This is a genomic window from Microbacterium sp. KU4F, from assembly GCF_056868075.1.
Window position 1 is genome coordinate 2,403,970 of sequence record NZ_CP200324.1, and the last position, 14,750, is coordinate 2,418,719.

The window sequence follows — 14,750 nt, forward strand, 5'->3', positions numbered from 1 at the left end:
CACGAATCTCTTGACTTTCACCCGCTGGACCCCGCACCATGAGGGGGTCAGCACGCTGCGGTGCCGACGCGTCGGGGACTCGAGGTGGTGACTCCGCGTGACGGATGCTTCGCGTTGGCGTCCTGCTTACCCGTCACTGAGAGGCACTTCGATGAAGAAGACCCTTGCCGCCGTCGCGCTTGCCGCCGTGGCCGCTCTGACCCTGTCCGGTTGCACCGATTCCGCCGCGCCCGCCACGTCCCCCTCGGGCGACTCCACCGCCGGCGGCGGTGAGATGCGCCAGGTGCGCGTCGCCGCTCTCCCGATCGCCGAGACGGGGGCCCTCTGGGCAGCCATCGACGCGGGAATCTTCGAGGACCACGGCCTCGACGTCCAGGTGGTCCCCGCCCAGGGCGGTGCGCAGGCCATCCCCGCACTGCTCAGCGGCGACATCGACTTCGCGATCGGTCAGCCCATGGGTCCGATTCGCGCAGCTCTCCAGGATCTCGGCGTCGTGATCTTCAGCAACTACGCGTCGAGCCTTGCCGACGGCGAGGACGTCAACTCCGTCGTCGCTCTCGGCAACTCGGGCATCACGAGCCCCGCCGATCTCGCCGGTAAGCGCGTCTCGGTGAACAGCATCGGCGCCGCCGGTGACCTCACCATCCGCAAGGCCGTCGACGACGCCGGCGGCGACTCGTCCACCATCCAATTCGTCGAGGTGGCCTTCCCCGACGTCCAGGCCCAGCTCGAGGCGGGCAACATCGACGCCGGCTGGGTGCCCGACCCCTTCCGCGGCCTCATCGTCTCCGGCGGTGGCGTCGACGTCGTCTCGCCGTACCAGGCCACCATCCCGGGACTGACGGTGCTCACGAACTTCACCACCCAGGAGAAGATCGACGCCGACCCGCAGCTCGTCGCCGACTACGCCGCGGCGATGGCCGAGGCGCAGCAGTACGCGACCGACAACGAGGACGCCGTGCGCGCCGCGATCGTGAAGAACCTCGAGATCCCGGAGGCCGCGGCCGCGGGCATCACCCTGCCGAACTTCACCTCCGACCTCGACGACGCCGGCATCGAGAAGCTCGCAGCCCTCGCCGTGCAGTACAAGTACATCGACGCGGAGCCCGACTTCACGAAGCTCATCCAGCCGCAGTGATCCCGAGCGGGGGATGCGGCACGCGCCGCATCCCCCGCATCCCCTCTGGAAGGCCCCCCATGACCCTCGCCCCGCCTGCGCCGGTGCACACGTCGACGGTCGTCGTGCCGCGTCGTCGACGCCGACGTTCGTTCCGAGCTCCGCTGCTCGGACTGATCGGTGTCGTCGTATTCCTCGGCATCTGGCAGCTCATCTCCGCTGCCGGACTCATCAATCCCTCGCAGCTGCCCTCCGCGGTCGACACCTTCACGCGCCTCGGCGCGATGGCTGCCGACCTCGAGTTCTGGCGCAATGTCGGGCGCACCCTGACCGCCTGGGCGATCGGTCTCGCGATCGCCTCGGTGCTCGGCATCCTGCTCGGCGGGCTCATCGGCCTCGTCCCGGTGCTGCGGCGCGCAACCAACACCACGGTGGAGTTCCTGCGCCCCATCCCCTCGGTCGCCCTCATCCCGCTCGCGATCCTGACCTACGGCATCCAGATCCCGGCGGCCCTCGTGATCATCGTGTACGCCTGCTTCTGGCAGGTGTTCGTCCAGGTGCTCTACGGCGTCGCCGACATCGACACGGTCGCCCGTGACACCGCGCGCAGCTACGGTCTCACGCGTGGCGCGCAACTGCGCTCGCTCGTGCTGCCGACCGCGCTGCCCTACATCTTCACCGGGCTGCGTCTCGCCGCATCCGTCGCCCTCATCCTGGCCATCACCGCCGAGATGACGATCAGCAACCCCGGTCTCGGCCAGGTGATCATCAAGGCGGCCAGCAACGGCAACATCGCCACGGTCTACGCCGTCGTGATCGTGACGGGCCTGCTGGGCCTGATCATCAACCTTGTCTTCCGCATGATCGAGCGCCGCGCGCTCGCCTGGCACCAGTCGGTGCGAGGGGAGGAAGTGCTGTGACCCTGTACACGAGCACCGTCCGCACGCCGCCGCGCCCGCCGCGGGTGTGGGTGCGCCTGGCCACGAGCACGGTGTACGCGCTCGCGCTGCCCATCGTCCTGCTGATCATCTGGGGCGTGTGGGGCACGGTGGCTCCGGGCAAGTTCTTCCCCGCGCCGGGGCGGATCGCCGAGGCCTTCGTCGAGACCTGGGTGGGTCCGGCCTTTCTCACCGACGTCGTGCCGAGCCTCACGCGCCTGGCGCTGGCGATCGTGCTGGCGATCGTGATCGGCGTCGCCCTCGGAACCCTCATCGGACTCATACGGTGGCTGCGCGAGCTTGCCGAGCCGCTGCTGGAGTTCTTCCGCGCGATCCCCCCGCCCGTGCTGATCCCGGTCTTCGTGGCCCTGCTGGGCGTGACCGACAACATGAAGATCGTCGTGATCGTCTTCGGGTCGCTCTGGCCCGTCCTGCTGAACACCGTCGACGGGGTGCGCGGCACGGACTCGGTCATGACCGAGACGGCCAGGTCGTTCTCGCTGACGCCCGCGCAGCGCCTGTTCTCGCTCGTGCTGCCCGCGGCGAGCCCGCGCATCATGGCGGGTGTGCGTCAGACGCTGTCCGTCGCGCTGATCATGATGGTGATCTCCGAGATGTTCTTCTCCTCGTCTGGCCTCGGGTTCCAGATCGCCTACTTCCAGCGCAACTACCTCATCGCGGAAATGTGGAGCGGCATCGTGCTGCTCGGCTTGGTCGGCGTCATCCTGTCGGTCATCTTCACCATCGTCGAGCGCAGGGTCCTGCGCTGGTACCACGGAATCAAGGAGGTCGAGCGTGCCTGAGACGCTCCTGCAGGTCGAGCACCTGAAGAAGGTCTACGAGTCCTCGACGGGCGTCGTGGAGGCGATCGGCGACATCGACTTCTCGATGCGCCGCGGCGAGCTGGTGTGCATCGTCGGTCCGTCCGGATGCGGCAAGACGACGCTGCTCAAGTGCATCTCGGGGCTCCTGCGCCCCACCGCGGGAAGCGTGGTGCTCGACGGCAAGCAGGTCACCGCGCCGCCGCCGAACATGGCGCTCGTGTTCCAGGAGTACGGGCGCAGCCTGTATCCGTGGCTCACGGTGCGCGGCAACGTCGAGCTGCCGCTGAAGCACAAGAAGCTCTCGAAGAGCGAGCGCAACTCCCTCATCGACGACGCGCTGCTCGCGGTCGGTCTCGACCACGCCGCCGACAGCTACCCGTGGCAGCTTCTCCGGTGGCATGCAGCAGCGCGTCGCGATCGCACGCGCCGTCGCCTACCAGCCCGAGGTGCTCATCATGGACGAGCCCTTCGCGGCGGTCGACGCGCAGACGCGCGCCGACCTGGAAGACCTCGTGCGGCGCCTGCACCTTGAGCGCGGCATGTCGATCCTGTTCGTGACGCACGACATCGACGAGTCGGTCTACCTCGGAGAGCGCGTCGTCGTGCTCTCGAAGTCGCCAACGTGGGTGCAGGAGAATCTGGTGATCGACCTCGCGCCCGAGCGTGACCAGATCACGACGCGCGCGCTGCCCCGCTTCACCGAGCTGCGCACGCATGTATACGAGCAGATCCAGCGCGCCAAGCGCGGCGAGGCCGTCCGTCCGGCCGCATGATATGTCGGTGACATCGGTGCAATCCCTCTCGCGGGAGGTCGAAGCGACCCAGCGTGCGCCGCAGCGTCTGCTGCTCGCGCTACTGGGCGAACTCCTCGAGCGGGGGATCTCCCGCCCCGTGCGCGCGAGCTTCTACCTCGACGTGCTGGAGAGCGCGGGGGTGGCCGCTCCCACCACGAGGGCGGCCCTGGACCGGATGGCCGTCACCGGGCTGCTCTCGCGCGCACGGGTCGGTCGGGGCGTCGAGTTCGCCCTCACCGATCAGGGGCGCGCGGTGCTGGAGGAGGCGTCCGAACGCGTGCACTCGCCGCATCCGTTCGATCCGGTCGGCAGTGGCTGGACGCTCGTGACCTTCACGGTGCCCGAGGATCAGCGCACGCTCCGCCACCGCCTGCGGGCGGCGCTCGCGTGGGAGGGGTTCGCCGCGGTGCGCGACGGCCTGTGGATCGCGCCGGGAGAGGTCGATCTGGTCGCGGCCCTCGGGGGCCTCAAGGAGGAGCTGCCGGCCGGCGCCGTGATCGCGTTCCGCGCGCGGGACCTCGCCGCCTTCCCGGTGGCGGATGCGGCGCGCACCGCGTGGGATCTCGCCCGCATCCGTGCCGCGCACGAGCGCTTCGCCATGGAGTGGAACACGGCCGAGACGATCGAGGCCCCGCCGCTGGCCGCGCTGACGATGCTCGTCGCCGACTGGCTGGAGCTGCTGCGCAGCGACCCCCGCCTGCCGTTCGACTATCTCGGTGAGGACTGGCCCGCCCAGCGCACGACGGAGATCTACCGCGCCCGTCGGGCCGCGTGGTCGGCGGCGGCCGCGGAGGCCCTGGCGGGCGCGCTGCCCGGGGACTGATCCCGGGTCTCGGGTCTCGGGTCTCGGGCACAGCTCAGCCGGAACGGCCCGGGTCGGTGTGGGGCACTGCCGGTGGTGTCGGTTTTGGCTGAGCCGTGCCCGAACTCCTGCAGAACCGGCTTGCCCGAGTTGGTTCCGGGCGTCGGATGCCGGTCTTGCAGGAGTTGGGGCGCGGATGTGGGGTGTGGGCACAGCGGGCCGGCACAGCTCAGCCGGAACGGCCCGCGTCGGTGCGCGGCGCTGCCGGTGGGGGCGGATGCGACTGAGCCGTGCCCGAACTCCTGCAGAACCCGCTCGGGGTTGGTTCGCGGGCTGTCACCGGCTGGTTTTGCAGGAGTTCGGGTGCGGAGAGCCGCGTCGGATGCGGGGAGGTGACACTATTGCGGCACCGGCAGCCGACCGGCTGTCGAACCGGAGGGGTTTCTCGTGTGGTCGGAAGGCTCGAAGATCGCCGTGATCCTCGTTGGCCTTGTGCACAGCCTCACTCTGTGGGTGCTGGTCCCGGTGGGCTTCGTCGCCTGGCTTGTCGTCGTGCCCTTCACATTCCGGCGTCCGATCCGCCCGGGCGCGTTCTTGGGGTGGTTGGCCTTCAACAACGTCGTCCTTCTTCAAAGGGTCCTGTTCCGTCCGTTGTTCAGGTCACCGCTGAACTGGCTCGGCCCGCGGGAGATGCGTGACGTGAAGCACCGCCTCAGCGTCCATGATCTGTTTCTGATCCCCTCGTCCTGAGGGGCGGCTTCGGGTACGTCTCAGCCGGAAGGCCCGGTCCTCCGCGTCGCCTCGTGGCATGCCCGCAGCTGCCCGAACTCCTGCAGACCCCGACCGCTCGTGTGGGGGCGGGCTGTCACCAGCCGGTTCTGCAGGAGTTGGGGCGCGGACGTGGACGCGGGCACAGCGGGCCGGCACAACTCAGCCGGGACGGCCCGGGTCGGTGTGGGGCACTGCCGGTGGTGTCGGTTCTGGCTGAGCCGTGCCCGAACTCCTGCAGACCCCGACCGCTCGTGTGGGGGCGGGCTGTCACCAGCCGGTTCTGCAGGAGTTGGGGCGCGGACGTGGACGCGGGCACAGCGGGCCGGCACGGCTCAGCCGGAACGGCCCGGGCCGGTGTGGGGCGCTGCCGGTGGGTCCGGATGCGGCTGAGTCGTGCCCGACGGACAGTAACCTGGCCATCCCACAGGGAGGACCAAGATGAGCGAGTCCGAAATCACGGTGACGCCGCTGCACGCGCAGGTCGTGCTGTTCGCTTCGGAGGGTGCGGAGTTTCCCGAGTGGCTGACAGGCGACGAGTCGGCCGTCGCGACCGCCTCCGCGATCATGGTGGCGACACGGGACGACCTCGACGGCGACGTGACCGTCCGGGTGCGAATCACGGATGACGTTGCACCGCAGGGCGAGAAGGTGTTCGACTGCGCCCTGTCGTTGCCGACGCCGTCGGTGCGATTCGGGAGCTTCCTCTCCGGCGAGCTTGCTGAGATCGAGCTGCCGAGTGCGGGGGAGTACACCGCGCAGGTCTACGTCGACGACCCGACCGCAGCCTCCACCGTGCTCGTGGTCCTGCTGCTGCTCGGACAGAGCTCCCGCGACCTAGAAAGATGACGTCCCCGCGCAACGCACCGGGGGCGAGCCGGCCATGTACTAGGTGAGCACCTAGGAGGAGCACATGGACACCGGAATCGACGATCTGCTGCGAGCGAGTGCGCCGCATCCTGTCTCGATCGACACCTCGATCGCGATGGAGGTCGAGCGCGTCGGGATCGCGGCGCGGCTCCGCGCCACCAGACGCCGACGCCTGCGTCGGCTGTCATGGGTTGCCGTTCCCGTGCTCGCACTGCCGGGTTTCGCCCTCGCGTCGACCGCCGGTACCGACCCGCGCATGATCCCTGACTTCGAGATCCCCGTTTCGTACGTCACGGATACGGGTCGCGAGGTGTCATGCACGATCGAGCTCTTCAATGGGGAGATCGACTACGTCGAAACCAACACCGAGGCCGTCGCCTCCTTCGCCGCTCAGAACTGGGACGGCGTCGGGGAGAAGATCTACGAACGAGCGTTGGCATACGAAGCGGCCGGCGAGATCTCACCGTGGGTGCAGGCGGAACATGACGTGGTCTTCGCGGGGGTCGATGCGGCGCTCTTCACGAACGGCGGCATGGGTGCTGACACCGACTGCACGGGGGACCTGCATTGAGCGTTCCGTCGCCCGGCTCCGAGACCCATGCCGAGTACGTCGCGCAGCTCGTGAAGGCGCACGGCGGCCCGTTGCTCGACTACTTCGTGAGACGCACGCCGGATCGTGAGGATGCTGCGGACCTCCTGGGGGAGACCCTGGTCGTGATCTGGCGCAGGGTCCGCTCGGTGCCCGCCGATCCCACGGAGGCGCGGATGTGGATGTTCGGCGTCGCGCGCCGCGTGCTGTCGCAGGGGCGACGAACCCGTGCGCGACGTCACGCGCTGACAGACAAGCTCGCCGAACATCTCCGGGAGGCGGGCACGCGGGAACAGTCGCCCGTCGAAATCGACGTCCGGGCAGCGATCGCCGACCTCGACCGCGTCGATCAAGAGATCATCCGACTCGTCTACTGGGACGGTTTCACGCTGGCGGATGCCGCGCGCCTGCTCGACATGAATGCGGCCACCGTGCGCAGCAGACACGCACGGGCCCGGGGGGTACTGCAGGCGACTCTCTCATCCGAGGGCATCGGTTCGACGGCGGGCGCGTCGGCGAACGGACAGCGCGGCGCAGGCTGAGCAGACCCTGGTGAGCGTGGGGATGCCGGGTTACCGTGGAATATGGCGCTCTATCACTGGCGGCGGGCGCTCATCGTCGCGATCGTGCTCGGTGGCTTCGGGCTGTATTGGGCATCCATCGCGTTCGCGTGGCGGGTCCCGCTCTGGGTGGTGATCGTCGGGGCGGTTCTCGCTCTGGGCGCGGTGTCACTGCTCTCGTTCCGACCCCACCGCAGGAAGAGGCTCGAGAGCGAGACCCTGTACGCCTCCGACCCCTACAGCGATGCGTACCTCGGCCGTGGCGCACCCACACACCCTCACCGGGACGTCAAGCCCACGTCGCAGATCGGGGATGGTCTGCCCGTCGATCCGCTCGCAGACGTCATCCGGAAGAAGCCCGAGTCCGAGGAACGCTGAGCGGGCGAGCCGTCACACCTGCGCGGCGCGGATGTGTGCCGCGATGCGCAGGTAGTTCTCCCGGGCGAGCGTGTCATCGCCACCGTCGTAGCCGTGGTCGGCGCCCTCGACCTGCCAGAACTCCGCCAGGGCGCCCGCGCGCTCGAGGCGCCGGGCGTAGTGCTCGTCCTCGTCGCGCAGGATGTCGTCGGATGCGGCGATGACGACGGCCGGCGCGATCCCGGTGAGATCGGCGGTGTCCGATGCGGCCGCCGGCGAGACGAGCGGGTCGGCGCGGGTTCGAGGATCGGGTACGTAGGAGCTGTCGAAGACCTCCGACATCCAGGGACGCAGGAGGGGTTTCGCGAGCGGCGAGTGCTTCCCGGCCGCGGGGACCGTGAGATCGAGCGGCGGGTAGTGCAGCACCTGCAGACGGATGCGGGGGCCGCCCGCATCCAGCGCCTGCCGCGCGACCGCGGCGGCGATCGCGCCGCCGGCGCTCTGCCCGCCGATCGTGAGCCGCGTGGCGTCCCACCCCTGCGCGTCGGCATTGTCGATGACCCACTGCACGACCCGCATCGCCTGGTGCACGGCGGTCGGGAACGGATGCTGGGGCGCCACCGCGTAGTCGACATCGGCCACCACGACGCCCGCCCGGCTCGCGATCGCGCGGCAGAGGGCATCGTCGCCGTGCAGCTGGCCGAGGATGTAGCCGCCGCCGTGGAAGTTCACGTGCACGCCGGGGGTGGCCACCGCATCCGCGCGATAGATCACGACGGGCGCGGGCGGATCGGCGGGGACGATCAGCTCGCGCCGCTCGGCGGTGAACTCCGGCAGACGTTCGTGCGGGTCGACCCCGCCGGCCTGCGCCGCCATCATGCGCGGCATCGCCTTCTGCAGCCGACGCGCGACGAATCGTGCGACGGCGGGGCGCGACAGCAGCGACATGATCAGTGTTTCCGTCCGAACAGTTCGCGCAGCGCGGCCTTGCGGACCTTGCCGGATGCGGTGCGGGGCAGGTCCTCGACGACGACGACGTTCTTGGGCAGCTTGTACCGGGCGAGTACGCCGTCGAGCTGGGTGCGCACCGACTCGGTCGTCACCTCTGCGCCCTCCTTGACGGTCACCACGGCCCAGGGGACTTCGCCCCACCGCTCGTCGGGCACCCCGATGACCGCGACTCCGGAGATTCCGCGGATGTCGTTGATGAGGTTCTCGACTTCGGCGGGATAGATGTTCTCGCCGCCGGAGATGATCATGTCCTTCAGCCTGTCGGAGATGAAGAGGTAGCCGTCCTCGTCGAGATAGCCGAGGTCGCCGGAACGGAACCAGCCGCCCTCGCGAAAGGCGGCGGCTGTCTCGCCGGGGAGCCCGTGGTATCCGGGGAACACGTTGGGTCCCGCGATCTCGATCTCTCCCACCGTGCCCGGAGAGACCACGGCGCCGGTGTCGTCGGTCACGCGCACCTCGGTGAAGAAGTGCGGCAGGCCCACGCTGCCCTGCTTGGCGCGGGTCATCGCCGGTGCCAGGGATGTGGCGCCCGGCGAGGTCTCGGTCATGCCGTAGCCCTGCGAGAACGACAGTCCGCGCGCCTCGAAGGCGTTGAGGATGCGGGTCGGCACGGCCGAGCCGCCGCACGTCAGCTTCTGCAGGCTCGACAGGTCGGTCGTGGGCCAGTCCGGGTGATCCGCCATCAACTGGTAGGTCGTGGGCACACCGCTGAGCATCGTGACGCGGTGACGCTCGATCAGCATCAGCGCGCGGCCGGCATCGAACCCCTTTTCCAGCACGAGCGTCGCGCCCTTGAGGATGACGGGCAGCGCGCCCATGCCGAGCGAGGCCACATGGAACAGCGGCGAGATCATCAGCGCGATGTCGGTCGAGACCACGTCGTAGTCGATGATGCAGTTCAGTGCGACCCAGGTGAGGTTGCCGTGGGTGAGCACCGCGCCTTTCGCGCGACCCGTGGTGCCCGAGGTGTACACGATCGCGGCCGGGTCCTCGTGCGTGACCTCGGCCGTGCCGATCGAGGTGCCGTCGGCGTCGCGCACGAGCGCGGACAGGCCCGGATGGTGCGAGATGCCCTCCCCGGTGAGGATGACCTCGCCGATGGATGCGGCTTCGATCCCCGGGATGATGCGCTCCGCGAACTCCGGGTCGTGGATGAGCACCCGGGCGCCGGAGTCCGTCAGCACGTGCTGGATCTCCGGCGCCGCGAGGCGCGTGTTCACCGGCACGAACACCGCCCCGAGCCGGGCGCACGCGAAAAGCACCTGCAGGAACGCCGGGCTGTTCTCACCGAGGTAGGCCACCGCATCCGCCTTGCCGATGCCGCGTGCGCGCAGCACGGCCGCCGTGCGATCGACAGTGTCGGCGAGCTCGCCGTACGACAGCGTCTCGCCGCCGTCGACGATGATCGCCGGTTTGCCGGGGTTCTTCAGTCTTCTCTTGGTGATCCAGGATCCCAGTCCGTGATCATGCATCGTTGCATCCTCGTGGTGGTGGGTTCGGGGCGGAGCCCCGTGGGGATGGGTCAGGCGTAGAAGCGGTACAGCCCGCGCGCGACGACCGCGGGCTTGGCGGCGCCCTCGATCTCGATCGTCTGGTCGACGGCGAACTGGTATCCGCCGGGCACCTCGGTGACCTCGGCGATCACGGCCCCGCCGCGGATGCGGGCGCCGACGGCGACGGGCGAGACGAAGCGCACCTTGTCGAGGCCGTAGTTCACCTTGGTGCTGACGCCGTCGAGGTCGAAGAGCTCGGACCAGAACTTCACGGTCAGCGACAGCGACAGGAAGCCGTGCGCGATCGGACCTCCGAAGGGGCCCTCCTTGGCGCGCTCCGGGTCGATGTGGATCCACTGGTGGTCGTCGGTCGCGTCCGCGAAGAGGTTCACCCGGTCCTGGGTCACCTCGAGCCAGTCGGTGAAGCCGAGGTCGGTGCCCGCGAGGGATGCGGCGTCGGCGTATGCGGCGGTCGTGGTCATGATGGGTTCCTTTCGGTGGATGTTCAGACGAAGGCGGAGGAGCCGGTGAGCCCCCGCCCGACGATCAGGGCGGTCATCTCGTGTGTGCCCTCGTAGGAGTAGACGGCCTCCGCGTCGGCGAAGAACCGTGCGGCGCCGTGCTCGAGGAGGATGCCGTTGCCGCCCTGCACCTCGCGGGCGAGCGCGACGCTCTCACGGGCGAGGCGGGCGGTCTGCATCTTGGCCAGCGCCGAATCCTCGTCGCGCAGCACGCCCGCATCCTGCCGTGCGGACAGACGCGTGACGATGCCGAGGCATGCGGTCAGGTTGCCGAGGATGCGGGCGAGCTTCTCCTGCACGAGCTGGAAGCCGCCCAGCGGCGAGCCGAACTGCTCGCGCTCTCGTACGTACGCGACCGCCGCATCCAGGGCGCCGGCCTGCAGGCCCGTCGCGATCCAGGCCACGTCCGAGCGCAGCGACCGCAGGATCTCGGCCACGTCGCGCCAGCTGTCGACCCGCTGGAGCCGCGCGCTCTCCTCGACGCGCACGCCGTCGAGGCGGATGTCGAAGTTCTGCATGGGTCGCAGCGACACCTTGCCCTCGATGCGGGTCAGCGTGACGCCGGGCGCGTCCCGGGGCACGAGGAATGCCTTCACCTCGCCGTCGTCGGCGGCGCGTGCGAACACGACGAGCACGTCGGCGGTGTCGGCGCCGCCGATCCACCGCTTCGCGCCGTCGATGACCCAGCCGTCTCCCTCGCGCGTGGCCGTCGTGGCGAGCCCGCCCGCGATGTCGGAGCCGTGGTCGGGCTCCGTCAGTGCGAAGACGCCCCGCAGCGCGAAGCTGCGGATCGCGTCGTCCAGCGCGGCGACCTGTTCGGGTGAGCCGCCGCGGCGCACGGCGGTGCGGAACAGTCCCGACTGCGCGTTGTACGCCGTCGCGACCGACACGTCGGTGCGGGCGAGGACGAACGCGCGGTAGCCGGAGAAGACGGAGGATGCGGCCTCTGACGGCTCCACGCCGACCGGCTGCATCAGATCGAGAGGCGCGAGGGCGTCGATGACGGTGGCCGGCAGGGTCGCGCTCTCCCACGCCGCGGGCAGCAGCGGCGCGATCCGGGTGCGCAACGTGTCGTCGAGGCGGGCCAGGGCAGCGCGGGCGCCCTCGCTGAGCATCGCCTCGGCGTACCCGAGCGCGTCGTGACCGAAAGGCGCTTCGCTGCGCAGTCTCGGGTTCATGGGCTATCCGAGTCCGAGCAGACGAGCGGCGTTGTCCTTGAGGATGCCGGGCATGACCTCGGGCTTCATCTCGATCTGCTCCACGTCGCGCAGCCACCGGTCGGGGGTGAGCAGCGGGAAGTCCGAGCCGAACAGGATGCGGTTCTTCAGAAACGAGTTCGCCGCCCGCACCAGCTGCGGCGGGAAGTACTTCGGGCTCCAGCCCGACAGATCGATCCACGTGTTGTGCTTGTGGGTCGCCACAGAGATCGCCTCGTCCTGCCACGGCACCGAGGGGTGGGCCATGATGATCTGCAGGTCGGGGAACCGCGCTGCGACCGTGTCGAGCAGCATCGGATTCGACAGCGCGAGGCGGAAGCCGCGGCCGCCCCGCATACCCGCGCCGATGCCCGTCTGCCCCGTGTGGAAGAGCGTCACCACGCCGGCCGCCTGCATCGTCTCGAACAGCGGGAAGTACTGCTCGTCGCTCGGGTCGAAGCCCTGCACCGTGGGGTGGAACTTGAAGCCGCGCACGCCGTAGTCCTCGATCAGGTGTCGCGCGCGATCGATCGCAGCCTTCCCCTGACGCGGGTCGACGGAGCCGAACGGGATGAGCACGTCGTTGTTGCGCGCCGCGCCCTCCGCGATCTCCTCGCTCGACAGCGCCGCATGCTGCAGTTCCGTCTGCGCGTCCACGGTGAACACCACCGCTGCCATGGAGCGCTCACGGTAGTACGCGGCGACCGCATCCAGATCGGGGCGGCCCACGTCGGCGCTGAAGTACGCGGATGCAGCCTCGGCCAGATCGTCGGGAAGAGAGGAGTGGCCGTGCGCGTCGACCTCGATGTGCACATGCACGTCGATCGCCGTGATGGCGGATAGGTCGATCGCGGGTTCGTAGCGCGTGGTCATCGGCGTTCCTCGTCCTCGGGGATGCGTGGTGCGAGGGGCCCGGTCTCACCGGACCCCTCGAGTCTCAGGGGCGGGGGCGCTGCAGCTCTTCCGGCAGGGCGGGGAAGCGCTCGCCGACCGACTGCAGGCTGTCGCCGACCAGGTCGGCGAACTCCGACTCGAGCGCCGCCGCGCTCCAGCCGCCCTCGCGGTACGCGGTGACCACGGGCTCGGGGTGCGACCAGAGCTGGATGCGGTCGCCGCCGACGCCGATCGCCTGGCCGGAGACGTTCGCCGCCGCATCCGAGGCGAGGAAGGCGACGAGGCCGGCCACGTCGTCGGAGGTTCCGAAGCCGAGGTCGTGACGGTAGAAGGCGGGCATCGGCTCACCCGCCTCCTCGGCCTCGACCGCCGCGGCGAAGTACGGGAGGGTCGCCGTCATGGCGGTGGCGGCCACGGGGATCACGGCGTTGGCGGTGATGCCGGCCTTCTTGAGCTCGAGAGCCCAGGTGCGCACCATGCCGACGATGCCGGCCTTGGCGGCGGCGTAGTTGGTCTGGCCGAAGTTGCCGCGCTGACCGGTCGGCGAGCCGATGCAGATGATGCGACCGGCGATCTCGTTCTCGCGCATGTAGGTGGCGGCCTCGCGGACGCACGTGAACGTGCCGCGCAGGTGCACGTCGATGACGGTGTCGAAGGCCTCGTCGCTCATCTTCCAGAGCACGGTGTCGCGAAGGACGCCGGCGTTGGTGACGAGGATGTCGAGCCGGCCGTAGGTGTCGACGGCCGTGCGGACGAGCTCCTTCGCCGTCTCGGACGAGCCCACGGGAGCGACCACCGCGACGGCCTGGCCCCCCTCGCGCTCGATCGATGCGACCGCCTCGGCGGCGGTGGCCGCATCCACGTCGTTGACGACGACGCGCGCGCCCTGGCGGGCGAGCTCCTGGGCGTAGGCGAGGCCGAGGCCGCGGCCGGATCCGGTGACGATGGCGACTTTGCCGTCGAGGGACATGGGGGACTCCTTCGTTCGTGCTCTCATTGAAACCGGACTAGTTGAAATTGTCAATTATTGTTTCCCGCACCTTTTGTTAGGATCGATCCATGGCGAAGAGCGAGGGAGCCGCAGTGCGATCGGACGCGCGCGCCCGGCTCGCCGACGACGTCAGCTTCCTGCTCGCCCGCGCCAACGCCCTCTCGCTCGCCGCGGGCAACGCGGCGCTCGCCGCCGTCGGACTGAAGGTGCGCTCGTACTCGGTGCTGGCGCTGGCCTGCGACACCGCGGCGGGTCCCTCGCAGCGTGAGCTCGCCGAGTTCCTGCGTCTCGATCCCAGCCAGGTCGTCGCCCTCGTCGACGACCTGCAGCGCCGGGGCCTGATCGAACGGCGGCCCGACCCCGCCGACCGCCGTGCCAACGTCGTGGTGGCGACGGCCGAAGGCTTCGCGCTCCACGCACGCGCGCTCGCCGCCGCCGAGGCCGCGGAGCGCGACCTGCACGGAAACCTCTCGGCCGCCGAGCGCGTGCAGTTGGCCGACCTGCTCCGCCGCATCGCTTTCCCCTGAGGCGCCGGCCGGCGCCTGGCGCGGCGGAGACGTGGGCGCCGCGGGGGCCCGCATCCCTTCGGCAGGAGACCTCCGCTGTGCAGGAGGGGCCGCCGCGGATCGTCCTGTTGGAGGGATTTCTCCTGAGCTACGGATGCGGTTACATCCGCGCGAGCGCGCGGTTCGGAACCCATCCTTCGCGGCCCGTGGCGTCGCGGCACCACGACCAGCCGCTCTCGGCGTCGTCGGCGAGGATCTCCACGACATCACCCGCCCGTGCGGGCAGTTCCGTGGTGTCGTAGCCGGTGCGCACCATCCCCGCCGTGCCGTCGATGTCGATGTGCCGAGCCGGCACCCACCCGCATCCGTTCGCCGCGGTGACGAACACGAACGCGGGCCACTCGGTGTCGCGCTCGCCGACCGTCACCCGCTCACCGGGGTGCACGCGCAGCGGGGCGCGCTCGGGGATCTCGTGGTCGGCGGTCAGCTGCGCACGCATGCTCCCAGCGTCGCAGGTGC

Annotated in this window: 18 protein-coding genes and 1 pseudogene; 12 read left to right on the forward strand and 7 right to left on the reverse strand. The window is 69.8% G+C overall.

Features of this window, described 5'->3' with window-relative positions; genetic code table 11:
• Positions 1–151: 151 nt before the first annotated feature.
• The 11 genes and pseudogenes from AC1VNH_RS12265 to AC1VNH_RS12315 all read left to right on the forward strand — a co-directional run bounded on the left by AC1VNH_RS12265 (position 152) and on the right by AC1VNH_RS12315 (position 7,640).
• The gene (locus AC1VNH_RS12265) at positions 152–1,138 is read left to right on the forward strand and encodes an ABC transporter substrate-binding protein (protein ID WP_483111666.1); all 987 of its coding nucleotides are present in this window, start codon (positions 152–154) and stop codon (positions 1,136–1,138) included.
• A 59-nt stretch (positions 1,139–1,197) separates the two neighbouring features.
• Positions 1,198–2,037, forward strand: coding sequence for an ABC transporter permease (locus AC1VNH_RS12270; RefSeq protein WP_483111667.1), 840 nt, complete (start codon positions 1,198–1,200; stop codon positions 2,035–2,037).
• Entirely contained in the window at positions 2,034–2,858 is an 825-nt protein-coding gene (locus AC1VNH_RS12275; RefSeq protein ID WP_483111669.1) for an ABC transporter permease, read from the forward strand. The genes AC1VNH_RS12270 and AC1VNH_RS12275 overlap by 4 nt, the downstream gene beginning before the upstream one ends.
• Before the next feature lie 85 nt (positions 2,859–2,943).
• A pseudogene (locus AC1VNH_RS12280) lies at positions 2,944–3,292 on the forward strand (ATP-binding cassette domain-containing protein); the annotation flags it as partial.
• 42 nt (positions 3,293–3,334) lie between these two features.
• The gene (locus tag AC1VNH_RS12285; RefSeq protein WP_483112749.1) at positions 3,335–3,652 is read left to right on the forward strand and encodes a hypothetical protein; all 318 of its coding nucleotides are present in this window, start codon (positions 3,335–3,337) and stop codon (positions 3,650–3,652) included.
• A gap of 7 nt (positions 3,653–3,659) precedes the next feature.
• Positions 3,660–4,496 carry a PaaX family transcriptional regulator C-terminal domain-containing protein gene (locus AC1VNH_RS12290; RefSeq protein ID WP_483111671.1) on the forward strand — a complete coding sequence of 279 codons (837 nt, stop codon included), beginning with the start codon at positions 3,660–3,662 and terminating at the stop codon, positions 4,494–4,496.
• Between the two features lie 426 nt (positions 4,497–4,922).
• Positions 4,923–5,225, forward strand: a complete 303-nt coding sequence (locus AC1VNH_RS12295; protein WP_483111672.1) for a hypothetical protein — start codon at positions 4,923–4,925, stop codon at positions 5,223–5,225.
• Positions 5,226–5,684: 459 nt separating this feature from the next.
• On the forward strand, positions 5,685–6,092 hold the full coding sequence (locus AC1VNH_RS12300) for a hypothetical protein (RefSeq protein ID WP_483111674.1): 408 nt from the start codon (positions 5,685–5,687) through the stop codon (positions 6,090–6,092).
• A gap of 64 nt (positions 6,093–6,156) precedes the next feature.
• Positions 6,157–6,684 (forward strand): hypothetical protein, encoded by a 528-nt coding sequence (locus AC1VNH_RS12305; protein WP_483111675.1) that lies wholly within the window; start codon positions 6,157–6,159, stop codon positions 6,682–6,684.
• Positions 6,681–7,244: an RNA polymerase sigma factor gene (locus AC1VNH_RS12310; protein WP_483111677.1), complete on the forward strand. Its 564-nt coding sequence runs from the start codon at positions 6,681–6,683 to the stop codon at positions 7,242–7,244. Before AC1VNH_RS12305 ends, AC1VNH_RS12310 begins: the two co-directional genes overlap by 4 nt.
• 42 nt (positions 7,245–7,286) lie before the next feature.
• A complete protein-coding gene (locus AC1VNH_RS12315; RefSeq protein WP_483111679.1) occupies positions 7,287–7,640 on the forward strand; it encodes a hypothetical protein in 354 nt (117 codons plus the stop codon).
• A 12-nt stretch (positions 7,641–7,652) separates the two neighbouring features.
• On the opposite strand, the gene AC1VNH_RS12320 is transcribed toward AC1VNH_RS12315, so the two are convergent.
• From AC1VNH_RS12320 to AC1VNH_RS12345, 6 genes are all read right to left on the reverse strand, one after another.
• Complete coding sequence (locus AC1VNH_RS12320) at positions 7,653–8,567, reverse strand: alpha/beta hydrolase fold domain-containing protein (protein ID WP_483111681.1); 915 nt, start codon at positions 8,565–8,567, stop codon at positions 7,653–7,655.
• A gap of 2 nt (positions 8,568–8,569) precedes the next feature.
• A complete protein-coding gene (menE, locus tag AC1VNH_RS12325; protein ID WP_483111682.1) occupies positions 8,570–10,102 on the reverse strand; it encodes an o-succinylbenzoate--CoA ligase in 1,533 nt (510 codons plus the stop codon).
• Between the two features lie 50 nt (positions 10,103–10,152).
• Positions 10,153–10,605: a MaoC family dehydratase gene (locus tag AC1VNH_RS12330; protein ID WP_483111683.1), complete on the reverse strand. Its 453-nt coding sequence runs from the start codon at positions 10,603–10,605 to the stop codon at positions 10,153–10,155.
• 23 nt (positions 10,606–10,628) lie between these two features.
• Positions 10,629–11,822: an acyl-CoA dehydrogenase family protein gene (locus AC1VNH_RS12335; RefSeq protein WP_483111684.1), complete on the reverse strand. Its 1,194-nt coding sequence runs from the start codon at positions 11,820–11,822 to the stop codon at positions 10,629–10,631.
• A 3-nt stretch (positions 11,823–11,825) separates the two neighbouring features.
• Positions 11,826–12,713 carry an amidohydrolase family protein gene (locus tag AC1VNH_RS12340; protein WP_483111685.1) on the reverse strand — a complete coding sequence of 296 codons (888 nt, stop codon included), beginning with the start codon at positions 12,711–12,713 and terminating at the stop codon, positions 11,826–11,828.
• 64 nt (positions 12,714–12,777) lie between these two features.
• Entirely contained in the window at positions 12,778–13,704 is a 927-nt protein-coding gene (locus AC1VNH_RS12345) for an SDR family oxidoreductase (RefSeq protein ID WP_483111686.1), read from the reverse strand.
• Positions 13,705–13,793: 89 nt separating this feature from the next.
• Between AC1VNH_RS12345 and AC1VNH_RS12350 the strand changes: the two genes are divergently transcribed.
• Complete coding sequence (locus AC1VNH_RS12350) at positions 13,794–14,252, forward strand: MarR family winged helix-turn-helix transcriptional regulator (RefSeq protein WP_483111687.1); 459 nt, start codon at positions 13,794–13,796, stop codon at positions 14,250–14,252.
• 139 nt (positions 14,253–14,391) lie between these two features.
• Here AC1VNH_RS12350 and AC1VNH_RS12355 read toward each other — a convergent pair whose 3' ends face one another.
• Positions 14,392–14,730: an SH3 domain-containing protein gene (locus AC1VNH_RS12355; RefSeq protein ID WP_483111688.1), complete on the reverse strand. Its 339-nt coding sequence runs from the start codon at positions 14,728–14,730 to the stop codon at positions 14,392–14,394.
• Between the last annotated feature and the right edge of the window lie 20 nt (positions 14,731–14,750).